Annotated in this window: 19 protein-coding genes; 9 read left to right on the forward strand and 10 right to left on the reverse strand. The window is 51.2% G+C overall.

Translation table 11 applies throughout. The features are described from left to right. Positions 1-120: 120 nt before the first annotated feature. The 4 genes from aceF to ampD form a co-directional block, all read right to left on the reverse strand. Positions 121-2,025 (reverse strand): pyruvate dehydrogenase complex dihydrolipoyllysine-residue acetyltransferase, encoded by a 1,905-nt coding sequence (gene aceF, locus ACSF8X_RS16040; protein WP_500850406.1) that lies wholly within the window; start codon positions 2,023-2,025, stop codon positions 121-123. Between the two features lie 14 nt (positions 2,026-2,039). Next, a complete protein-coding gene (gene aceE / locus ACSF8X_RS16045) occupies positions 2,040-4,706 on the reverse strand; it encodes a pyruvate dehydrogenase (acetyl-transferring), homodimeric type (RefSeq protein ID WP_047878610.1) in 2,667 nt (888 codons plus the stop codon). 79 nt (positions 4,707-4,785) lie between these two features. Beyond that, positions 4,786-5,559 (reverse strand): pyruvate dehydrogenase complex transcriptional repressor PdhR, encoded by a 774-nt coding sequence (pdhR, locus tag ACSF8X_RS16050; RefSeq protein WP_047878609.1) that lies wholly within the window; start codon positions 5,557-5,559, stop codon positions 4,786-4,788. Positions 5,560-5,874: 315 nt separating this feature from the next. Then, positions 5,875-6,438, reverse strand: coding sequence for a 1,6-anhydro-N-acetylmuramyl-L-alanine amidase AmpD (gene ampD / locus ACSF8X_RS16055; protein ID WP_500850407.1), 564 nt, complete (start codon positions 6,436-6,438; stop codon positions 5,875-5,877). A gap of 195 nt (positions 6,439-6,633) precedes the next feature. On the opposite strand from ampD, the gene nadC reads away from it, so the two are divergent. The 8 genes from nadC to yacG all read left to right on the forward strand — a co-directional run bounded on the left by nadC (position 6,634) and on the right by yacG (position 13,792). Continuing rightward, positions 6,634-7,521 (forward strand): carboxylating nicotinate-nucleotide diphosphorylase, encoded by an 888-nt coding sequence (nadC, locus tag ACSF8X_RS16060; RefSeq protein WP_500851198.1) that lies wholly within the window; start codon positions 6,634-6,636, stop codon positions 7,519-7,521. Between the two features lie 305 nt (positions 7,522-7,826). Then, on the forward strand, positions 7,827-8,261 hold the full coding sequence (locus ACSF8X_RS16065) for a pilin (protein WP_500850408.1): 435 nt from the start codon (positions 7,827-7,829) through the stop codon (positions 8,259-8,261). 7 nt (positions 8,262-8,268) lie between these two features. Further along, positions 8,269-9,969, forward strand: a complete 1,701-nt coding sequence (gene pilB, locus ACSF8X_RS16070; RefSeq protein WP_500850409.1) for a type IV-A pilus assembly ATPase PilB — start codon at positions 8,269-8,271, stop codon at positions 9,967-9,969. A gap of 10 nt (positions 9,970-9,979) precedes the next feature. Further along, positions 9,980-11,200, forward strand: a complete 1,221-nt coding sequence (locus tag ACSF8X_RS16075; protein ID WP_500850410.1) for a type II secretion system F family protein — start codon at positions 9,980-9,982, stop codon at positions 11,198-11,200. Positions 11,201-11,317: 117 nt separating this feature from the next. Continuing rightward, positions 11,318-12,196: a prepilin peptidase gene (locus ACSF8X_RS16080; protein WP_500850411.1), complete on the forward strand. Its 879-nt coding sequence runs from the start codon at positions 11,318-11,320 to the stop codon at positions 12,194-12,196. A 2-nt stretch (positions 12,197-12,198) separates the two neighbouring features. Next, a complete protein-coding gene (gene coaE / locus ACSF8X_RS16085) occupies positions 12,199-12,804 on the forward strand; it encodes a dephospho-CoA kinase (RefSeq protein ID WP_500850412.1) in 606 nt (201 codons plus the stop codon). Positions 12,805-12,827: 23 nt separating this feature from the next. Beyond that, entirely contained in the window at positions 12,828-13,565 is a 738-nt protein-coding gene (zapD, locus tag ACSF8X_RS16090) for a cell division protein ZapD (RefSeq protein WP_500850413.1), read from the forward strand. An 8-nt stretch (positions 13,566-13,573) separates the two neighbouring features. After that, positions 13,574-13,792, forward strand: a complete 219-nt coding sequence (yacG, locus tag ACSF8X_RS16095; RefSeq protein WP_047878601.1) for a DNA gyrase inhibitor YacG — start codon at positions 13,574-13,576, stop codon at positions 13,790-13,792. A 31-nt stretch (positions 13,793-13,823) separates the two neighbouring features. Here the strand turns inward: yacG and mutT are convergent, their stop codons facing one another. Then, positions 13,824-14,243, reverse strand: coding sequence for an 8-oxo-dGTP diphosphatase MutT (mutT, locus tag ACSF8X_RS16100; protein ID WP_500850414.1), 420 nt, complete (start codon positions 14,241-14,243; stop codon positions 13,824-13,826). Between the two features lie 80 nt (positions 14,244-14,323). Continuing rightward, positions 14,324-17,050, reverse strand: a complete 2,727-nt coding sequence (secA, locus tag ACSF8X_RS16105; protein WP_500850415.1) for a preprotein translocase subunit SecA — start codon at positions 17,048-17,050, stop codon at positions 14,324-14,326. Positions 17,051-17,469: 419 nt separating this feature from the next. Here secA and ACSF8X_RS16110 point away from each other — a divergent pair, with 419 nt between their 5' ends. Continuing rightward, positions 17,470-17,940 (forward strand): DUF721 domain-containing protein, encoded by a 471-nt coding sequence (locus tag ACSF8X_RS16110; RefSeq protein WP_500850416.1) that lies wholly within the window; start codon positions 17,470-17,472, stop codon positions 17,938-17,940. A gap of 91 nt (positions 17,941-18,031) precedes the next feature. On the opposite strand, the gene lpxC is transcribed toward ACSF8X_RS16110, so the two are convergent. The 4 genes from lpxC to ACSF8X_RS16130 form a co-directional block, all read right to left on the reverse strand. Beyond that, positions 18,032-18,949 carry a UDP-3-O-acyl-N-acetylglucosamine deacetylase gene (gene lpxC / locus ACSF8X_RS16115; protein ID WP_047878597.1) on the reverse strand — a complete coding sequence of 306 codons (918 nt, stop codon included), beginning with the start codon at positions 18,947-18,949 and terminating at the stop codon, positions 18,032-18,034. 123 nt (positions 18,950-19,072) lie between these two features. Continuing rightward, entirely contained in the window at positions 19,073-20,251 is a 1,179-nt protein-coding gene (gene ftsZ, locus ACSF8X_RS16120; protein WP_047878596.1) for a cell division protein FtsZ, read from the reverse strand. A 33-nt stretch (positions 20,252-20,284) separates the two neighbouring features. Further along, positions 20,285-21,541, reverse strand: a complete 1,257-nt coding sequence (gene ftsA, locus ACSF8X_RS16125) for a cell division protein FtsA (RefSeq protein WP_047878595.1) — start codon at positions 21,539-21,541, stop codon at positions 20,285-20,287. A 51-nt stretch (positions 21,542-21,592) separates the two neighbouring features. Beyond that, positions 21,593-22,360: a cell division protein FtsQ/DivIB gene (locus ACSF8X_RS16130; protein WP_047878671.1), complete on the reverse strand. Its 768-nt coding sequence runs from the start codon at positions 22,358-22,360 to the stop codon at positions 21,593-21,595. Between the last annotated feature and the right edge of the window lie 171 nt (positions 22,361-22,531).

Genomic DNA, 22,531 nt, shown 5'->3' on the forward strand with positions numbered 1-22,531 from the left:
TATCTATCAGCCGGCTAACAAGTTTACAGAGGTGTTAACAAACTGAAAAGCAAATTGACATAGCCTGTGAGCTACCCAACACTTCCATGCCGAGTAGGCATGGAAGCGGGCAAGGAAACCTTAAAGTACCAGACGGCGAATATCAGACAGACACTCGTTCAGGTACGTAATGAAGCGTGCACCTTCCGCACCGTCAATCACACGGTGGTCGTATGACAGAGACAGTGGAAGCTGCAGGCGTGGTGCGAACTCTTTGCCGTTCCACACAGGCTTCATTTCAGACTTAGATACACCCAGGATACCAACTTCAGGAGCATTCACGATTGGAGTGAACGCCGTACCGCCGATACCACCTAGGCTTGAGATAGTGAAACAGCCACCCTGCATGTCAGCAGCAGTCAGCTTGCCAGCACGGGCTTTCTTCGATACTTCTGCCAGCTCAGCAGATAGCTCGTAGATGCCTTTCTTGTTCACGTCTTTGAAGACAGGAACAACTAGGCCGTTTGGCGTATCAACCGCGATACCTACGTTTACGTATTTCTTCAGGATCAGGCTCTCACCGTCTTCTGATAGAGAAGAGTTGAACGCAGGGAACGCTTCAAGAGACTTGGCAACAGCCTTCATGATGAACACTAGCGGAGTGATCTTCATGCCGGTGTCTTTCTTCGCTTCGATCGCGTTCTGCTCTTTGCGGAATGCTTCTAGCTCAGTGATGTCTGCGTTGTCCCACTGAGTAACGTGCGGGATCATTACCCAGTTACGGTGTAGGTTAGCACCAGAGATCTTCTTGATACGAGACAGTGGCTGAACTTCAGTTTCGCCGAACTTGCTGAAGTCCACTTTTGGCCAAGGTAGCAGGCCAAGAGCTGCACCGTCACCTTTGCCAGATGCCGCAGCACCAGACTCAAGGCGCTTAAGTGCTTCTTTAACGAAGTTCTGAACGTCTTCTTTCAGGATACGGTTCTTACGGCCAGTACCCTTAACCTTAGACAGGTTAACGCCGAATTCGCGAGCAAGACGGCGAACAACTGGAGACGCATGTGCGTATTCGTTGTTTTCCTGGAAGTCACCAGTTGAAGCAGGGGCTGCTGCCGCTGGAGCCGCTGGAGCCGCAGGTGCTGCAACCGGAGCTGCTGGAGCAGGTGCTGCTACTGGCGCTGCGACGGCTACCGGAGTGCCGGCCACTTCAAATACCATGATCAGAGAGCCAGTAGACACTTTGTCACCAGTCGCGATCTTGATTTCTTTTACTTTACCGGCAAACGGTGCTGGTACTTCCATAGAAGCCTTGTCGCCTTCTACAGTGATCAGCGACTGCTCTTCTTCTACCATGTCGCCAACAGCAACCATGATTTCAGTCACTTCGACTTCGTCGCCACCGATATCCGGTACGTTCACTTCTTTGTCAGCCGCTGCCGCAGGTGCAGCTGCAACTGGTGCTTCGGCCGCTGCAGGTGCTGCTGGCGCAGAACCGGCTGTTTCGAAGATCATGATCAGTGAGCCAGTCGATACTTTATCGCCCGCTGCCACTTTGATTTCTTTTAGAACACCAGCGAAAGGTGCTGGTACTTCCATAGAAGCCTTGTCGCCTTCAACCGTCAGAAGAGACTGCTCTTCTTCGATGCTGTCGCCAACTGCAACCATGATTTCGGTTACTTCAACTTCGTCACCACCGATATCTGGCACGTGTACTTCTTTCAGTTCAGCCGCCGCTGCTGCCGCTGGAGCTGCTACTGGAGCTGCTTCCGCCGCAGGAGCAGGTGCTGCAGCTGCAGCACCCGGAGCGCCGGCCGCCTCTGCTTCGAAAATCATGATCAGAGAACCGGTTGAAACCTTGTCGCCTTCAGCGATTTTGATTTCTTTCACGATACCCGCCTGAGAAGCAGGTACTTCCATAGAAGCCTTGTCGCCTTCTACAGTGATCAGAGATTGCTCTTCTTCAACCTTGTCGCCAACGCTTACAAGGATCTCAGTTACTTCAACCTCATCCGCACCGATGTCAGGTACATTAATTTCGATTGCCATGTTTAATTTGCCTCTTACGCGTATAGCGGGTTGATCTTGTCAGCGTCGATGTTGAACTTAGCAATTGCCTCTGCAATTACTGATTTCTCAACGTCACCACGCTTCGCCAGTTCAGTCAGCGCAGCCACTACAACGTAGCCTGCATTCACTTCGAAGTGACGGCGTAGGTTCGCACGGCTGTCAGAGCGGCCGAAACCGTCAGTACCAAGTACCTTGTAAGACTCGGTCGGCATGAACGCACGTACTTGCTCAGCGTAGTTCTTCATGTAATCCGTCGCGGCGATTGCCGGCTCAGTACCCATCGCAGTTGTGATGTAAGGTACTTTCTGCTCAGCTTCAGGATGCAGCATGTTGTAACGCTCAGCATCTTGGCCATCACGAGTCAGCTCGTTGAATGACGTTACAGAGAACACGTCAGACGCAATACCGTAATCGTCGCTCAGAATCTGCGCCGCTTTACGAACTTCGTTCATGATCGTACCAGAGCTCATCAGCTGAACCTTGGCCTTGTCACCAGCGTAAGACTCAAGCTTGTAGATACCCTTGCGGATGCCTTCCTCAGCGCCTTCTGGCATTGCTGGCATCGCGTAGTTTTCGTTCATTACTGTTAGGTAGTAATAAACGTTCTCTTGGTTTTCACCGTACATGCGACGGATACCGTCTTGCATGATAACCGCTAGCTCGTAAGCGAACGTTGGATCGTAAGAGATACAGTTAGGTACAGTGTTCGCCATGATGTGTGAATGGCCATCTTCGTGCTGAAGACCTTCACCGTTTAGCGTTGTACGACCGGCTGTTGCGCCCAGTAGGAAACCACGCGCTTGCTGGTCACCTGCTAGCCATGCCATGTCGCCCACTCGCTGGAAGCCGAACATTGAGTAGTAGATGTAGAACGGGATCATCGGTAGATCGTTGGTGCTGTAAGATGTTGCAGCAGCCACCCAAGATGCCATTGAACCTAGTTCGTTGATACCTTCCTGAAGAACCTGGCCAGATGTTGCTTCTTTGTAGTAAGAAACGATGCCTTTATCTTCTGGGGTGTATTCCTGGCCGTGCGGGTTGTAGATACCCACTTGACGGAACAGACCTTCCATACCGAACGTACGTGCTTCATCACAGATAATTGGTACGATGTTCTTACCAATATTCTTATCTTTTAGCAGGATGTTCAGCGTACGCACGTAAGCCATAGTAGTGGAGATTTCACGCTTCTGTTCAACCAACAGCGGTGCAAACTCTTCTAGCTCAGGTACTTTGAACTCTTGCGTGAACTTAGGCAGACGCTTAGGCGTGTAACCGTGCAGCGCGTTACGACGAGCATGTAGGTAGTTGTACTCTGCAGAGCCTTCTTCCAGCTTCAGGTAAGGCAGGCTCTTCACGTCTTCGTCAGACACTAGATCTTGCAGGCCTAGGCGGTCACGTAGGTGAAGAACATGCGTCATGTCCATTTTCTTCACGCCGTGTGCAATGTTCTTACCTTCAGCTGCATCGCCCATGCCGTAACCTTTTACGGTTTTAGCAAGGATAACTGTCGGCTTGCCGCCTGTTTCTTTTGCATTGTTGAACGCAGCAAACAGCTTAGAAGACTCATGACCACCACGCTTAAGCGCGAAGATTTCGTCATCGGTCATATCAGCAACCAACGCTGCCGTTTCAGGGTACTTACCAAAGAAGTGCTCACGAACATAAGCGCCGTCTTTAGATTTGAATGTCTGGTAGTCACCGTCGATAGTTTCGTTCATCAGCTGAAGAAGCTTACCGGTAGTGTCTTTCGCTAGTAGCGCATCCCAGTTGTTACCCCAGATAACCTTAACCACATTCCAGCCAGCACCCTTGAATAGGCCTTCTAGCTCTTGGATGATCTTGCCGTTACCCATTACCGGGCCGTCAAGACGCTGTAGGTTACAGTTGATCAGGAAGCATAGGTTGTCCAGCTTCTCACGAGCAGCAAAAGAGATTGCACCGCGTGATTCTGGCTCATCCATCTCACCGTCGCCCAGGAAAGCGTATACGCGCTGTGCCGAGGTGTCTTTCAGACCGCGACCTTCAAGGTACTTAAGGAAACGCGCTTGGTAGATAGCAGAGATTGGACCCAGACCCATAGATACGGTCGGGAACTGCCAGAACTCAGGCATTAGTTTAGGGTGCGGGTATGAAGGAATACCTTTACCGTCTACTTCTTGACGGAAGTTATCTAGCTGCTCTTCAGTTAGACGACCTTCAACAAACGCACGAGAATAGATCCCCGGAGAGATGTGGCCTTGGTAGTAAACCAAATCGCCGCCATCTACTTCGTTTGGTGCACGGAAGAAATGGTTGAAACATACTTCGTAGAATGCAGATGCAGACTGGTAAGAAGCCATGTGGCCACCCAGATCCAAATCTTTCTTAGAAGCACGTAGTACGATCATGATTGCGTTCCAACGGATGATGGAACGAATACGACGCTCAAGCGTTGTGTCACCTGGGTATGCAGGCTCTTGTGCCGCTGGGATCGTATTGATGTAGTTAGTAGTTACGCCAGTGGCCATATCTACGCCATCTAGACGTGCTTTGTCCAATACTTGCTCTAGCAGGTACTGCGCGCGCTCTACACCTTCTTCACGAACGACTGATTCAAGGGCTGATAGCCACTCTTGAGTTTCCAGTACGTCCACGTCATTTTTCATGACTTCAGACATGCGATCTATCCTTTAGGTTGATAATCTACAAAACAATGTCGCGACTGTTTACTACCACTCTCGGCTTATATGAGGGGTATTAATCCAGCCCATCCATGCGTTGTTGAATCCGGCGAAGTGAGCGTTCACGTCGGCTCTCTTCACGTGACAAATCCAACAATGTTTCCTCGATATAAGCCAAGTGTGCATGCGATGCCTCCCGAGCCTTTATGGGCTCACCGGAAACAATCGCTTGGACAATGTTGGCTCGGTGGTGACGCACCTTCTCCACCACCTCTGGACGGCGGTTCAGGAGCTCAAAGTTTTGTAATACGTTTTGCTCCAGCAGCGGAGCCAAGCTCCGAACTATATGCAGCAGTACCACATTATGAGCGGACTCGGTGACCGCAATCAGGTACTGCATCACGGCGGCGGCCTCGGCCGGCAAATCGCCTTGCTGCTGGGCATCCCGGATCCGCTGATGGCAGTCACGAATCCGGTTGAAATCTTCGTTATTGCCGCGCAATGCGGCATAGTAGGCCGCCAGCCCTTCTAGGGCATGGCGTGACTCAAGTAGGTCAAATTGGGTTTCCGGGTTTCCGGCCAACAGCTCCAGCAGTGGTTCAGAAAAGCTCTGCCATAGCTTTTCCGTCACAAAGGTACCGCCACCCTGTCGACGGGTAAGCAGTTTGCGGGCTTCTAGACGCTGGATAGCTTCACGGACCGAAGGGCGAGACACATCGAACTGGCGCGCCAACTCACGCTCTGGCGGGAGTTGCTGACCCGGCGAGAGAATACCCTCGAGGATCAATCGCTCTACTTCCTGCTCGATGGCATCAGAGAGCTTAGGCTGGCGAATTCGTTTATAAGTCATTTGTTATTCTGTATTCGTTGTACTTATTTGTGGCTCGTAAATCCGTTGTGCGGATAATTGGTATTACCAATTTAACGATATGGAGAAAGTTTACAGAAATAATTGAGGATGTCCACCAACAACTTGACTGAAATCATGGAACAGGGGGTGATTTAACAAAAATTTCAAATAATGAAAACTTATTAAAACATTATAAATGTAAGCGCTGAACTGCGTTTACGGCTAAATAGAGGGTGAAAACATGCCAATGGTCTGACCAATAGCGACATGCATTCCCACCCGTCATCTTTCTACCCGACCAATCTAACTGGTGGTTTATTCACCGTTATTATTCGCCAACAGGGATTTGTAATAACGCCAGTCAAATACCAAGCCAGGATCGGTCTTGCGCCCAGGGGCAATAAATTCGTGTCCGGTAATCCGGCTCATATCCATATGGGGGTAACGCGCGAGCAGCGCTTGAGTCAAAGCGACCAGTACTCGGTACTGGTCGTGGGTATAAGGGAGGGTGTCCGTTCCTTCCAGTTCGATACCTATTGAATAATCGTTGCATTTGTCCCGCCCGGCAAACTGAGATACACCGGCATGCCAAGCCCGACGATTAAACGGAACAAACTGAATAATATCCCCATTTCGCCGAATTAAACAGTGAGCAGAAACACGAAAACCGGAAATTAATGAAAAATATGGATGATCATCTGGGTTTAGCGTGCCTGTAAAAAGCTGCTCGATGTAAGGGCCACCAAATTGCCCTGGGGGCAAGCTGATATTGTGGACCACCAGCAAGGAAATATCGCCTTCATTCGACCGTTCATCGAAAAAGGGAGACGGTACATGTTTGGCGTTATCTAGCCAATGTTCTGGGTTTATGGTCAGCATGAAATAATCGGTAAAGCCGCAGTAAAGGAACCATCGAGCGATCCTTGTCAAAGCATCACGTCCTGTCAATGTGTTTGTCGATCTTGCCCTACTCTCGCGGTATGATCAGGGCGTTCAAAGGCAACGCCAGCTGAAATACTCCTTCTGTCCGTCTGCCTTTCCTACCACACCAACTAGGGATATGTCATGACTCAGATGGACACGAAACACGACAGCCAATCACGCTTCGAATACCTCATCCAACAACTTCCCGGTGATATTGCCCGTACGGTGGCCGATGCCCTACGCGAGGATCTCGGAGGCAGTGTTGATCCCACCCAAGATATTACCGCCAGCCTGATCCCGGCGGAAAACCGCAGCACAGCAACGATCATCACCCGTGAGCATGGGATCTTCTGCGGCCAAATGTGGGCTGATGAAGTATTCCGGCAGCTAGGCGGGGAAGCTCGCATTGACTGGCATGTCAAAGACGGTGATCAAGTAAGGCCTAACCAAATCCTGTGTACGCTGGAGGGCCCATCGCGGATCCTGTTGACCGGTGAACGCAATGCGATGAATTTCATTCAGACCCTATCGGGTTGCGCAACGACCACCGCCCAATATGTCAAACAGCTAGAAGGGACGAAGTGCCGCCTGCTTGATACCCGCAAGACCATCCCGGGCCTGCGCAGCGCCCTTAAATACGCCGTCGCCTGCGGGGGCGGTGCCAACCACAGGTTCGGGGTATTCGATGCCTACCTGATCAAGGAAAACCACATTATCGCCTGTGGCGGGATCCGGCAGGCCGTGGCTTCCGCCAAGCAGCTCCACCACGGCAAGCCGATAGAGGTCGAGACCGAAACCCTCGGCGAACTGCAGCAGGCTATCGATGCTGGTGCAGATATCATCATGCTCGACAACTTCACCGCCGAGATGATGCGTGAGGCCGTCGCCCTCAATGCGGGCCGTGCGGCGCTGGAAAATTCCGGTAACGTCACCCTTGATACCATCCGCGAATATGCCCAAACAGGGGTCGACTATATTTCTGTCGGCGCACTTACCAAGCACTTAAAAGCCCTCGACCTCTCCATGCGCTTTAAATAAGCCGCATTCAGCCCACACGCTTTATCGGCGGACAGCAAAATATGAAGTCCGCCGAATAAATCCCTTTTGCACCTGTTCCCGCCCCAAAAATGGGGTGATTATTCCTTACTGATTTTACTCTCAGCATTTTTTCGTGTTTTCAATCGCAAAATAATATGCAACCAATGAGATATTCAGTTGATTATTTCAAACTACGCCGAGCAATTATTTTCATCTGATTCAGCGTGTTGCAGTATCGGCATATTCTTCTCAGACCAAACACTTTGCTTGTTTGCAACTTTGGAAATTTTTAAGGAAACGTAAAAATGAAATTTAAAGGACAAAAGGGTTTTACCCTGATCGAATTGATGATTGTCGTAGCAGTTATCGGTGTGCTATCTGCAGTTGCGATCCCTCAGTACCAAAAATATGTCGCCAAATCTCAAGCAGCGTCAGTTTTAGCAACTATTGCAGCGCTAAAAACAAACGTTGAAACCAGCATTGCTGATAACGCAGCCTTCCCTACCGTAGCAGCAACGAATACAGGTGATGTTACATTGGGCGTACCTGCAACAAACCTAGGTACCGTAGCCTTAGCGCCAACCGGTACTGATACAGCGGGTACCATCACATATAAACTGGCAGGTGCGAGCGCCCTAATTGATACAAACGATATTGTATTAGCACGCGATGCTTCGGGTAACTGGACATGTAGCACTACGGTTGCCGAAAAGAGCCTAGTACCAAGTGGTTGCCGGTAAATAATCTATGCAAACTAACCTAGCCTCTATCCTGCAGCAGGCTGATTTACTTAGCCTTACGCAACACCAGCAGGTGGTGGACCAGGTCAATGCCGAGGGCACCTCTGTGCCCTCGGCGTTACTCCAACTGGGTATTCTCGGCAGCAGCGAACTGGCCCGTCAGCTCGAATCCCTGTTCGGCCTGCCCTTGGTTGATGTCCACCACTACGACTATGCCGAGTGCTGCAAAGTACTCAACCTTCGTGACCTGGTGCTGCGCCACAAAGTGCTGCCGCTCTATTTCAACGACAATACCCTGTTCGTCGGGCTCAGTGATCCCACCCGGATCGATGCACTGGACGAGTTTCGCTTTACCACCGGCAAAAATACCGAACCGCTCCTGCTTGAATACAAGCAGATGGACGCCGCCATTCGTCGCCTCTACGGCAGTGATATCGCCGGGATGCAGAACAACAAAGCGGGCCGTCAGGTCAGCGATGACGACCTGAGCGAATTGGTTGATTTGGCCGACGGCGAAACTGTCGATGAGGTGGCCGATATCAGTACCGATACCGCCCCGGTCAGCCGTTATATCAACCAAACCCTGCTTGATGCTGTACGTAAGAAAGCCTCGGATATCCATTTCGAACCTTATGAGGAAACTTACCGGATCCGCTTCCGCTGCGACGGGATCTTACATCAGCATGCGACACCGCCGGCCAATTTATCGCGCCGTTTATCGACCCGCCTCAAGGTCATGTCAAAGCTCAATATTGCCGAGCGACGCCAGCCCCAAGATGGTCGGATCAAGCTGCGCCTGTCCGACACCGTTACCGTTGACCTGCGGGTTTCCACCCTGCCGACGTTGTGGGGGGAAAAAATCGTCCTGCGGATCCTCGACGGCACCAGTGCCAATTTGGATATCGACATCCTTGGCTATAACGCCAGCCAGAAACAGGCCTACCTTGATGCACTGAAAAAACCACAAGGGATGATCCTGATGACCGGGCCGACCGGCAGCGGCAAGACCGTCTCTCTGTATACCGGACTGAAAATTCTCAATACCGAAGAGCGCAATATCTCAACCGCCGAGGATCCGGTGGAAATCAACTTGCCGGGTATCAATCAGGTCCAAATAAAAAGCGCTATCGGGTTGGGCTTTGCCGATGCGCTGCGTTCATTCCTCCGTCAGGATCCGGATGTGGTCATGGTCGGCGAGATCCGCGACTTGGAAACCGGCAGTATCGCGGTAAAAGCGGCCCAAACCGGCCACTTGGTTCTCTCAACCTTGCATACCAACTCTGCCGCCGAGACCATCACCCGCCTCACCAACATGGGGATCGAGAACTTCAATTTGGCCTCATCACTGACCCTAATCATTGCCCAGCGCCTTGGACGGCGGCTCTGCCACCACTGCAAGCAGCCTGATGATATCGACCCATTTATCCGCGAGCAGCTTTCGATACCGCTCTCTGCCACTGTATTCAAAGCCGCCGAGCACGGCTGTGACGAATGCAACAAGGGCTACCTAGGCCGGGTCGGTATTTACGAGGTCATGCCGTTTAGCCGCGAATTGGCCGAAGCACTGATGCGCGGGGCAAGCACCATAGAGCTTGAACGCATTGCCGTCGAGCAAGGGATGCAGACCCTCAAGCATTCAGGGATCGAAAAACTGTGCGAGGGCACCACCAGCCTTCAGGAACTACAGCGGGTTATAAACCTTAGCTAGGAGATAACACGTGGATACGACCAGTAAAATCCGCTATTACCACTGGCGGGGCATCGGCCCGTCAGGCAAAAAGCTCTCAGGCATCACCCTTGGCTTCCAGGAACAGGAAGTTCGCGCCAAGCTGACCGAGCAGATGATCCAAATCAAGAAGATCAAGCGCCGTCAGCCTTCAACATTGAGCAAGATCCGCAACCAGCTCAAGTCAACGGATATCACAACCATCACCCGCCAGTTAGCCACCATGCTCTATTCTGGTGTTCCTATAGTGATGGCCCTCAAACTAATGTCCGACAGCCACAACAAGGCCGAGGGCCGTGCCACCTTGCAGCAAATCGCCAACCAAGTCGAATCGGGAGCCTCTTTAGCGCGTGCTTTGCGCACCAGCTCACCATTGTTTGACAACTTCTACTGCGATTTGGTCAGCACTGGCGAGCAGACTGGCCACTTAGCTGAAGTTTTCGATCGCCTAGCGACCTACCGCGAAAAAAATGAGGCCACACGTAAGAAAGTCATCAAGGCTTTAATCTACCCGACGATGGTAACCCTCACCGCCATAGGCGTAACGATTTTAATGTTGGTTTTTGTTATTCCCCAGTTTGCCTCTATCTTTAAGAGTTTCGGCGCGGAATTACCACTATTCACTCAATTTGTATTAAAAACCTCGGATTTCATCATTGCCTACGGAGGCTATCTAGCCTTGGCCATCTTAGGAGCAACCTTACTCTATCGCTACATGTTCAAACGTTCAGACAATGTTCGCCTCCGTTCCCACCGTATATTACTACACATCCCTATTATCGGCGGGGTGATGCTTAAAGCCACCATTGCCCGCTTTGCTCGTACCTTGGCCACAACATTCAGTGCCGGTATTCCGCTACTGACCGGCCTTGAAGCTGCGGCCAAAACCTGCGGCAACCTTCATATCGAAATGGCATCCATGGAAGCCCACAAAAGTGCCGCTGCGGGGATGCCACTTCATATTGCGATGCGCCAAAGCGAGGTGTTCCCTGAATTGATGTTACAGATGACCATGATTGGTGAGGAATCAGGCTCGCTCGATGATATGCTCAATAAAATAGCAGCACTGTATGAAAGCGATGTAGACAATACAGTCGACAACCTCGGTAAGATATTAGAACCTTTGATTATCATAATCCTCGGTATATTAATTGGTGGCCTATTGGTCGCTATGTATATGCCGATATTCACATTAATGAGCGTCATTGGCTAATCATCAGCAATTACTGCACCTAAAGAAGCCGGAATCACCGGCTTCTTTTGTGCCTGTTATAGGATCTCCATTCCGAATCCCCTACAATAGCCTTGAACCTAATATGAGAGTACCTTCATGGATCTGCTGACGTTAACGCCTTGGATTTTCCCACTATTTGCTGCCATTTTCGGGCTGCTCATCGGCAGCTTCCTTAACGTTGTTATTTACCGCCTGCCCATTATGATGGAGCGCCAATGGAAGACCGACTGCGCCGAGTGCTTCCCGGAATTTGATGGCAGCGCTGCCACAACCAACCAAGAAACCTTCAATCTCAGCGTACCGCGTTCGCGCTGCCCAAGTTGCCAGCACCCTATCGGAATGCTGGAGAACATTCCCGTCATCAGTTGGCTGGTACTGAAGGGCCAGTGCAAACATTGCCATGCGAAAATCAGCGCCCGCTATCCGCTGGTCGAGGCTTTCACGGCCCTTGTCGCACTGACTGTCGCCATCATGCTACCGCCTTCTGAATGGGCACTTGCGGTACTTGGTTTCAGCTTCGCCCTGATCGCCCTGACCTTTATCGATATCGACAAGATGCTACTGCCCGATCAGATCACCCTGCCACTGATGTGGGCAGGCCTGCTGCTGGCCCTGCTCGGCTATTCACCAGTTAGCCTTGAGGATGCGGTCATCGGTGCCATAGCCGGCTACCTGTCACTTTGGAGCGTCTATTGGACCTTTAAATTGCTTACCGGCAAAGAAGGAATGGGATATGGGGACTTCAAACTGCTCGCGGCCTTGGGCGCCTGGCTTGGCTGGCAATTATTGCCGCTGGTTATCCTGCTCTCGTCACTGGTCGGTGCGATTGCCGGGATCATTCTTATGCGGCTCCAAGATACCGACAGCCAAACCCCGTTTTCATTTGGCCCCTACCTCGCCGTGGCCGGGTGGTTGGCGATGCTTTGGGGCCATGATCTGGTCAGCTGGTACCTGACATCCTTTTTTGGAGCCTAACCATGACGATGGTGATCGGACTAACCGGCGGGATCGGCAGCGGCAAAACGACCGTGGCCAACCTGTTTGCAGAATACGGCATCGATATCATTGATGCCGATGTCATTGCGCGAGATGTCGTTGCCCCAGGCTCTGCAGGGCTTAACACGATAAAACAAAAACTTGGCTCTGACATCCTACTGACAGACGGCCAACTCAACCGTAGTAAATTACGTGATGCTATCTTCAATGACAGTAGCCTGAAATCATGGCTGGATAACTTACTGCATCCGCTGATCAGGGAAAAAATGCAGGCAGAAATCATAGCATCAACCGCCCCCTACTGCCTGCTCGTGGTACCGTTAATGGTCGAAAATAACCTCCAGCAGATGACGGACCGACTACTTGTGGTCGATGTCAGCGAAGAGGTACAGATCAGCCGTACGACGGCTCGCGATGGCGTATCGGCGGAGCAAGTCGTCAAGATACTCGCGGCACAGGCATCCCGCCAGCAACGCCTTAACGTCGCGGATGATGTTATCTGCAATAATGGAGATGGTAGCAACCTGCGCGAAAAAACCGCCCAGTTGCACCAATACTACTTAGCGCTCGCGAAGAGCAATATCTGAACGGAATGAATCGGATTGTCACCATGCAAGTTAATCGTTACGAGCACCCGCTGAACGAAAAAGTCCGCATCTACCTGCGGCTGGAATACTTGATCCGCCAGATGAGCCATGCCGCCAAACTTACCGACCAATGGCAATATCAGGTATTCTTCCGCGCCCTGTTCGACTTGCTTGAGATCCTAGACCAAATCCAGCTCAAGGCCGAACTCGCCAAAGATCTCGACAAGCAGCGCGAAAAGCTCAAACAATGGCTCAATATCGAGGGGGTTGACCAAAATGCCCTGCTCGAACTGCTCGACTCACTGGAGTCAGCCCAGCACCAACTGCTAAGTGCCAACCGTCTTGGTCAAGAACTCCGCGAAGACCGCTTTCTGGGCGGGATTAAACAACGCCTGTCGATCCCAGGGGGAAGCTGTTGCTTTGATTTGCCAGCACTGCACCACTGGCAGCACCTTCCTCTGGCCCACAAACAAAACGACATGCAAAATTGGCTGAACCAGATACAGGAACTCAGCCATGCACTGGGGCTATGGCTAAAACTGATCAGGGAATCAGGCCAGTTTTCACCACAGGTTGCACGTAGCGGCTTTTATCAGCACGAAGCCGAAGATGCCTGCCTGCTCCGTTTGGATATTTGCCCAAGCCATGGGGTTTACCCTATGATATCGGGTCACCGCAGTCGCTTTGCCATCCGCTTCTTGCCTTTCGAGGAAGGGGCCAGCATAGCAGAATGCATCGAATTCAAACTGGCTATCTGCTGAGGCCCGCCATGACACAAACCCAAAATCGCACGGCATCACCAACTATCGTCAAGTGCCCGACCTGTAAAACCGATGTAGTGTGGGGCGAGCAAAGCCCATTCCGTCCATTTTGCTGTAAACGCTGCCAGCTCATCGATCTGGGCGAATGGGCTGAAGAAGAAAAAGCAATCCCCGGGGCGCCGGATATGTCCGATTCAGATGGCTGGTCGGAAGATATGGGCTACTAACCCAATCAGGGGGCAAGGAAAACCTCGCCCCTTATTTTTCGTTAACACACCGCGCCAACAATTTTGCCAATACGACATCATTCGCTTCGGGAAACGCATATTCATGTAGCCGCTCCAAAGCAACCCACTCGCCCGGCTGACCTTCTTTGCCGAACGCTTCCCCCTCAAATGCTTTGACCAAGAAAAAATCAAACTTCAATGCCTTGTCAGGGTAATCATGCTCCAATGCCATGAAGTGCTCGAGCTCTGTTGCCTCAATCCCCACCTCCTCGTGCAGTTCACGGATCACAGCCTGCTCGGCAGTTTCATCCTGTTCTACCTTGCCACCGGCAAACTCCCAAAAGCCGCCCTTGTGAGCCGATGCTGCCCGGCGGGTAATAAACACCTTATCCTGCGTTACGTTGAAAATAATTCCCGCAGAAATCCATACTTGCTTCTTATTCTGAACCACGCCAGCTCCAATTTCTTTCTCTTGGTTTCAAATAAACAAAAGGCCGCTTGCGCGGCCTTTTCATTGAGTCCCGGGTAAGATTAGTTAATCTTACCGTGGCACTGCTTGTATTTCTTGCCTGAACCACAAGGACACGGCTCATTGCGGCCAACCTTGCGTTCTTCACGATGATAAGGCTCTGCACCGTCCTCATCTTGGCTTTCATCGACAATCTGGTTTTCGGCATTTTGATGCTGGAATTGCTGACGACGGGCAAGCTCTTCTGCCTGACGACGGCGCTCGGCTTCCATACGATCAACTTCTTCCTGCTGCTGCACGCGAACCTTGCTAAGAATAGCAATCACGTCAGCCTTCAGGCTTTCAAGCATCCCCTCAAACAGTTCAAACGACTCACGCTTGTACTCCTGCTTAGGGTTCTTCTGAGCGTAGCCACGCAGGTGAATACCCTGACGTAGATGATCCATCGCCGCCAAGTGTTCTTTCCATAGCGTATCAAGATTCTGCAGCATTACCGTCTTCTCGAAGTTGCGCAGTACAGGAGCACCAACAACCTCTTCTTTCTGGCGGTAAACAGCCACAGCCTGCTCAACAATACGTTCGCGCAGAGCTTCTTCGTACAGTTTCTCTTCGCTATCCAACCACTGCTGAATTGGCAGGTCCAGATCAAAATCCGACTTCAGACGATCTTCAAGGCCTGCGATATCCCACATTTCTTCCAGAGACTGTGGTGGGATATAGGCATCAATCAAATCATTAAACACATCTTCGCGGTTATGCTCGATCATATCGCTGATATCGTCAGCATTCATCAGCTCGTCGCGTAGCTCGTAAACCACCTTACGCTGGTCGTTGGCCACATCATCGAACTCAAGCAACTGCTTACGGATATCAAAGTTACGGCCTTCCACCTTGCGCTGGGCGTTCTCGATTGCCTTGGTCACCCATGGGTGCTCAATCGCTTCGCCTTCTTCCATACCCAGCTTCTTCATCATGTTAGAAACACGATCAGATGCAAAGATACGCATCAGGCCATCTTCCATCGACAGGTAGAAGCGTGATGAACCTGCATCACCCTGACGGCCTGAACGGCCACGGAGCTGGTTATCGATACGGCGTGATTCATGACGCTCGGTACCGATAATATGCAGACCGCCCGACGCCAATACGGCATCATGGCGGACTTGCCAATCGGCTTTCAACTGAGCCAGTTGTTCTTCGGTTGGATTAACCAGTTTCTCAGCTTGTGACTTCCAAGAACCCCCCAACACGATGTCGGTACCACGACCGGCCATGTTAGTCGCAATGGTTACCGCGCCAGGAGCACCAGCTTCGGCAACAATATCGGCCTCACGTTCGTGGAACTTGGCGTTAAGCACTTCGTGCTTGATACCTTGCTTTTTCAGAGCACTAGAAAGCAACTCTGACTTTTCAATCGATACCGTACCAACCAATACAGGCTGGCCTTTTTCGACACGCTGTTTGATATCTTCGCTAATTGCCGCGAACTTCTCTAGTTCGGTCATATAAACCAAATCACCCATATCATCGCGGATCATCGGTTTATTGGTTGGCAATACCACGGTTTCCAGACCATAGATTGACTGGAATTCAAACGCTTCGGTATCAGCTGTACCTGTCATACCTGACAGTTTGGTATACAGGCGGAAGTAGTTCTGGAAGGTAATCGAAGCCAGCGTCTGGTTCTCGTTCTGGATCTTCACGCCTTCTTTGGCTTCAACAGCCTGATGCAGGCCTTCAGACCAACGGCGGCCCGGCATTGTACGGCCGGTGTGTTCGTCAACGATGATCACCTCATCGTCCTTCACGATATAGTCGACATCGCGCTCGAACAGCACATGCGCGCGCAGGGCGGCATTGATATGGTGCAGCAAACTGATGTTGGCAGGAGAATACAGGGTATCGTCCTCTTCCATCATCTTGTGCTGCTTCATCAGTTCCTCGACGAACTCCTGGCCATTTTCAGTCAGGTGGACCTGCTTGGATTTCTCGTCAAGGGTATAGTGGCCTTCACCACGGTATTCTTCGCTGTCTTCCTTATCCTGCTTAACCAGCTGCGGGATCAGGGTGTTGATCTTGATATACAGCTCAGAGCTGTCTTCGGCTGGGCCGGAAATGATCAGCGGCGTACGGGCCTCATCGATAAGGATCGAGTCCACTTCATCGACCACAGCAAAGAAACGCTCACGCTGTACACGGTCTTCCGGACGGAAAGCCATATTATCGCGCAGGTAGTCAAAACCGAATTCGTTGTTAGTACCGTACAGAACGTCGGCGGCATAGGCTTCTTTCTTCGCCTGCGGGGCCATATTCGGTACGTTGATCCCGACGGTCATACCGAGGAATTCAAAGAGTGGGCGGTTGGTTTCCGCATCGCGGGCTGCAAGGTAGTCGTTCACGGTAACAATGTGAACACCTTTACCTGTCAACGCATTAAGGTAAGCTGGCAGGGTTGCGGTCAGGGTTTTACCTTCACCAGTACGCATCTCAGCGATTTGGCAGTTGTTCAGTACCATACCGCCAATCAGCTGGACATCAAAGTGACGCATGCCGTATACGCGCTTCGACGCTTCACGAACCGTTGCAAATGCTTCAGGTAGCAGCTGGTCGAGGTTTTCACCTTGCTCAAGGCGCTCACGAAACTCTACGGTTTTTGCCTTCAGTTCTTCGTCCTGCAGGCTTTCAAACTGCGGTTCAAGTTTGTTGATCTGGTCAACAATTTTGCGCATACGACGCAGAGTGCGGTCGTTACGGCTACCGATAATTTTTGTCAGTAGTTTTGATAACATGGCGTTGCCGTTTTCTCTTTGTTGTTTCAGCAAAATATCGCTGAATTGCTTAATCTGAATGTTTCTACCGGGTCATAACCAGCATGCAATGTGCAGCCAGGTATATCATCCCTGTCCCGTACTCAGCTACCACGATGTGGCGACGGAAACTCATGCGAAAAACAGTGTTAATGAAGATATTGTGCCCCTTGGCACCATTTTCAAGGGAAAAATGAAACTAACCCTGTTTTTCGGCCAGGCAGCCCATCGTCAGAGCCCGATACCGTGGCTTTTGGCTAGACCTTAGCCACTGCACCCCCAAGCCTGTTATAATAAGCCATATTAATGGTGTCGCCTATGATTAATCCCCTAGCAGGGTTTACCATATACGAAAAATTAGAGCTCACTCCTTATTTTTTATAGCGAGAAATCCCCAAGACATGCGTGACCACCGCCCCAAACCAACAACCGATTTGCTTGATGACAGCTCCCTCGGAAATATCCAGCAGCGGGCTATCGCACTGAGCAAACTCGACAAAGCGGTCAAACAGCACCTAAACTGTGCCGACCACTGCCGAGTAAGCAACTACCGTCAGGGCGTACTGGTTATTGAAACAGCCTCCGCGGCCTGGTCGATGCGGCTCAATTACGAGCGGCTCAATTTGTTACGTACTCTACGGGAAAACATACTGCCGAACCTGGTTACCATCGAGGTAAAAGTAAATCCGGCATTGGCAGCCATCGCCCCTGAATACAAACCGAAATCGTCGGCGATCCGCCGCAAACCCCTTACCGCCAAGGCGGCCGGTTACCTATTGCAAACAGCTGACAGTGCGCCTGAAAAAATAAAACGCAGGCTTGAGCGTATTGCAGCCTTGGCGGCGGCCAAACGTAACGACGAAACGTCGTAGCACCACTCTCGCTTTACCCCCAACAAAGACAAACAACCAAAAAAAAACGCCGGACAATGTCCGGCGTTTTTTATAATTCTGTGACTGGCACTTAAGCCAACACCATACCTGGCTGAGCAAAAGTAACAGGTACCTGCTGCTCATCCTCAAAGGTTGACCACTCATAGGCTTCCTGATCAGCCAATACTGCACGAAGCAGCTTGTTGTTCAGGGCATGGCCCGATTTGTATGCCACCATTTCACCAATAATGTTATGACCGCACATGTACAGGTCGCCGATCGCATCGAGCACCTTGTGAGTCACCAACTCATTGTCAAAACGCAAACCCTCGTCATTCAGGATACGGTAATCATCCAGAACGATAGCGTTATCAAAGCTGCCACCCAGAGCCAAATTCTGTGACTGGAGGTACTCAATATCGCGCATAAACCCAAAGGTACGAGCGCGGCTAATGTCTTTGACAAACGACTGGCTTGAAAAATCTACCACCAAGCGCTGTTGTTCGGCATCAATCGCTGGGTGGTTAAATTCAATGGCAAAGTCCAGACGGAAACCATTGTGTGGACGAAGCTCGGCCCACTTGTCTCCGTCTTCGACACGCACGGTTTTCTTGATCCGCAGAAAACGCTTAGGCATATTCAGAGGATCAATACCGGCTGATTGCAACAGGTAAATAAATGGGCTGGCGCTACCGTCCATAATCGGAATTTCCGGTGCATCCACCTCGATAATAACATTATCGATACCCATACCTGCCAACGCAGCATTCAAGTGCTCAACCGTTGAGATGCGTACACCCTCCTCGTTCACCAAGGCGGTACATAGCATAGTGTCACGCACTGAATCGGCGTCTGCAGGAAAATCAACAGGTGGATTCAAGTCTGTACGACGGTAAATAACACCAGTGTTAGCTGCAGCAGGACGAAGAATAAGCGTCACCTTACGGCCCGAGTGCAAACCCACCCCGGTCGTCTTGACGATGCTTTTCAAAGTACGTTGTCTGATCATCTGCTTAATCTCAACTCAAATTTGCCGAATGCTGGCCCTTGCCTCTGTATAAAATTAAGGCAAGGACAAACATCATACCACTTTGACACATGTTTCCCAAATAATTTGCGAAACAGGTCACTGTTAGTCGGCTTGTTTACGCAAGAATGCTGGAATATCCAGATAGTCATGATCAGCTTGTGGCTTCGCCTTGGCAACGGCTTGCGCGTTATCAGCAACAGGTGCCGACTGCGTCATCGGAGCAGGCTTGCTCTCTTCCGCTACCGGAGCTGCAACAACCGGCTTTTCCTGTGCCACAGCTGGCGCAGGTTTGCTTGTTGTCACAAGCGTGATATCAGGCTTTGACTCTTTGCCAATACCTGTTGCCACAACAGTAACCCGTAGCTCGTCAGACATATCAGGGTCAAGCGAAGTGCCGATAACCACAGTCGCGTTGTCAGACGCGAACGCCTTAACGGTGTTACCCACGGTTTCGAACTCGTCAAGACGCATATCCATACCCGCCGTGATGTTAACCAGCACGCCGCGAGCACCAGCAAGATCGATATCTTCAAGCAGCGGGCTTGAAATTGCCATCTCAGCCGCTTCTTCAGCACGATCATCACCCGTTGCGACACCGCTACCCATCATGGCATGACCCATCTCAGACATCACGGTACGAACGTCAGCAAAGTCGACGTTGATCATACCCGGACGGGTGATCAGCTCGGCGATGCCCTGCACGGCGTTCTTCAGCACGTCGTTTGCCTTGGCAAAAGCGTCCAGCAACGTAATGCCGCGACCCAATACCTTGAGCAGCTTTTCGTTAGGGATAGTGATCAGAGAGTCAACATGCTTTGACAGCTCTTCAATGCCCTGCTCGGCAAACGCCATGCGTTTTTTGCCTTCGAAGCTAAATGGCTTGGTGACCACCGCTACCGTCAGGATACCCAGCTCTTTTGCCACTTCGGCAATGATTGGCGCTGCACCGGTACCGGTACCGCCGCCCATACCAGCAGCAATGAAAATCATATCTGAGCCTTGAAGCTCAGCTTTGATCGCCTCGCGATCTTCTAGCGCCGAATCACGGCCAACCTGTGGGTTGGCACCGGCACCCAATCCTTTGGTGATTGCGCCACCAATTTGGATTACCGTGTTGACGCTACTTTTACGAAGCGCCTGAGCATCAGTGTTAACGCTGATGAACTCAACCCCTTCAATTGACTCACGTACCATGTGATCAACGGCATTACCACCGCCGCCGCCAACGCCAATGACCTTGATTACTGCCTCATCAGACATTTCCATCATCGGTTCAAACATGTGTTCTCTCCGTCCATCCTGTTTGCATCAGGTTTAAAATTCTTTTCTTAGCCAGCCACTGATTTTAGTGAAAATACTTGAGACCGAACGTTTCGGCTCCAAATCACTATCATCAAATGTCTGACTGTCCTTTCCGTAATGCAGTAATCCTACTGCCGTTGCATAATGCGGAGCTTGTACGTGCTCCGTCAGTCCGACCACATCCAATGGCAAACCGACCCGGACCTGGTTGCTGAATACACGCTCGGCACATTCAACAAGCCCTTCCATCTGGGCTGCACCACCTGTCAGGACAATCCCGGCAGCTAACTGGTGCTTCACCCCCGCATTACGCAGTTGTTCTTGTACTTCAATGACTTTCTGGTTTACTAATCCAAGCAGCTCGCTATAACGAGGCTCGATAACCTCAGCCAATGTTTGACTCTGCAAACTGCGCGATGGTCGACCACCAACACTCGGCACATCGACCTTGGCATCTTTGCTGACCAGTTCGCTCAGTGCGCAACCGTACTTAACCTTGATCTCTTCGGCATCGCCAAGCGGCGTACCGAAGGCGTAGGCGATATCACTGGTCACTACGTTCCCCGCGTACGGGATTACCGCAGCATGACGGAGCGCGCCACCGGTCCATACCGCGATATCCATAGTACCGCCACCGATATCTACCACGCAGACCCCGAGCTCTCGCTCATCAGGCGTCAATACCGCGTGGCTTGCCGCCAAGCCTGAAAATATGAGCTGGTCAACCTTCAGGTCGCAGCGCTCAACCGCTTTGACAATGTTACGAGCCATATCGTTATGGCACGTAATGAGATGAACATTTGCCTCCATGCGAACCCCTGACAATCCAACAGGGTTTTTAATCCCCTCCTGATAATCAATAGCAAATTCTTGGGGAATAACATGCAAAACTTTATGTTCATCACTGATTTTTACCGACTTCGCCGTATGGATAACATTATCGACGTCGTCTTGAGTGACCTCTTTGTCAGAGATTGGCACCATGCCTTCCTCTGTCTGGCAACGAATATGCTTACCGGACAGCGACAGAAACACCGACGAGATCTGGCAGTCTGCCATCAATTCCGCTTTGTATACTGCGCTCTGTACCGATTTAACCACGGACTCAAGATCATTAACCCCGCCTTTATCCATACCGCCAGATGGGCTGCTACCCTCGCCAATGACATTCACTTCGCCATCGGGCAAGACTTCCCCAACCAAAGCACAGACTTTAGATGTACCTATATCCAAGCCAACTATCAGTTTTTTATCTGCTGCTTTCGTCATTAGCGTACGCTCATCTTGTTATACCAAACCAGCAGCCATCCTCTACGACAGCTACTGTTTTTCGTTCTGCTCAGCATCGACTTTCCAGCCTACTGCGGCTCCGGTGTCATAACGCAAATCAACATATTCAATGGCTTTGCCTTGACTCTCCATCTCTGGATAGAGGGAGACAAAACGCGCCAGTCGCTCCATCCGCTCGCGACGCCCAAGTTCAAGCCGGATTCCGTTACTCAGCCATACCCGCCAGGCACGACGCTCATTCAAGGCCAGCGTAGCAATTTCGAAGCCCGCCCGCTGCAACACCGGTTGCATTTCGTGCAATGCGGCCAAGAGCTCCTCGCTACTGTCTTCTGGACCATCGAGATTAACCAGCGACTGACCGGCCTGCTCGAACGGAGCCCGGAACACCTCACCGGCCTCATTCACCAGGTAATGGTTGTTCCACGTCGCGACCGGCTGCTGCTCAACCAGAAACACCTTGAGGGTATCGGGCCACTGCTTACGAACCGCAGCACGAGCAACCCACGGCATTTCTTCCAGCGCATACTGGATGGCATCAACATCCTGGGTCATAAAACTACCCAGAGTGTCAAGCTTGAGGATCCCGCTTCGCACGTCTGCCGGGGTCAGGTAATGGAGCTCTCCCTGAATCACCAACTGTGATAGCGGCAAGCGGTTGGCATCGGTCATCCAGTTAATCGCGGCATTAAATAGCCAAACCGTAAAACCGATGACAAAAAGGAAAAAAGCCAATCCTCCCCACAGCGATTTTTTCCGCAGCGAAGGGGACGCTACCATGTTTAAGACACTATCAGCCATCATTCGTTTAACCTTTCACAGCCGATATCGTAAGGGATAGCCAAGGCAGCCTCATTGCCTGTCCGTGACCAGTGCTTAATTTCGAGCAAAGTTGGCAGATTATACCGAGCAACACCCAGCACTCCAACACTTGCCGTCGCTTTCCTTGCAATTCCTTCGAGCAATACCCAC

This window comes from Photobacterium panuliri (assembly GCF_059920555.1).

Bases quoted from the DNA above. Each gene is read 5' to 3' on its own strand.
- aceF (WP_500850406.1), bottom strand. From the start codon at position 2,025: ATGGCAATCGAAATTAATGTACCTGACATCGGTGCGGATGAGGTTGAA.
- aceE (WP_047878610.1), bottom strand. From the start codon at position 4,706: ATGTCTGAAGTCATGAAAAATGACGTGGACGTACTGGAAACTCAAGAG.
- pdhR (WP_047878609.1), bottom strand. From the start codon at position 5,559: ATGACTTATAAACGAATTCGCCAGCCTAAGCTCTCTGATGCCATCGAG.
- ampD (WP_500850407.1), bottom strand. From the start codon at position 6,438: ATGCTGACCATAAACCCAGAACATTGGCTAGATAACGCCAAACATGTA.
- nadC (WP_500851198.1), top strand. From the start codon at position 6,634: ATGGACACGAAACACGACAGCCAATCACGCTTCGAATACCTCATCCAA.
- ACSF8X_RS16065 (WP_500850408.1), top strand. From the start codon at position 7,827: ATGAAATTTAAAGGACAAAAGGGTTTTACCCTGATCGAATTGATGATT.
- pilB (WP_500850409.1), top strand. From the start codon at position 8,269: ATGCAAACTAACCTAGCCTCTATCCTGCAGCAGGCTGATTTACTTAGC.
- ACSF8X_RS16080 (WP_500850411.1), top strand. From the start codon at position 11,318: ATGGATCTGCTGACGTTAACGCCTTGGATTTTCCCACTATTTGCTGCC.
- coaE (WP_500850412.1), top strand. From the start codon at position 12,199: ATGACGATGGTGATCGGACTAACCGGCGGGATCGGCAGCGGCAAAACG.
- zapD (WP_500850413.1), top strand. From the start codon at position 12,828: ATGCAAGTTAATCGTTACGAGCACCCGCTGAACGAAAAAGTCCGCATC.
- yacG (WP_047878601.1), top strand. From the start codon at position 13,574: ATGACACAAACCCAAAATCGCACGGCATCACCAACTATCGTCAAGTGC.
- secA (WP_500850415.1), bottom strand. From the start codon at position 17,050: ATGTTATCAAAACTACTGACAAAAATTATCGGTAGCCGTAACGACCGC.
- ACSF8X_RS16110 (WP_500850416.1), top strand. From the start codon at position 17,470: ATGCGTGACCACCGCCCCAAACCAACAACCGATTTGCTTGATGACAGC.
- lpxC (WP_047878597.1), bottom strand. From the start codon at position 18,949: ATGATCAGACAACGTACTTTGAAAAGCATCGTCAAGACGACCGGGGTG.
- ftsZ (WP_047878596.1), bottom strand. From the start codon at position 20,251: ATGTTTGAACCGATGATGGAAATGTCTGATGAGGCAGTAATCAAGGTC.
- ftsA (WP_047878595.1), bottom strand. From the start codon at position 21,541: ATGACGAAAGCAGCAGATAAAAAACTGATAGTTGGCTTGGATATAGGT.
- ACSF8X_RS16130 (WP_047878671.1), bottom strand. From the start codon at position 22,360: ATGGCTGATAGTGTCTTAAACATGGTAGCGTCCCCTTCGCTGCGGAAA.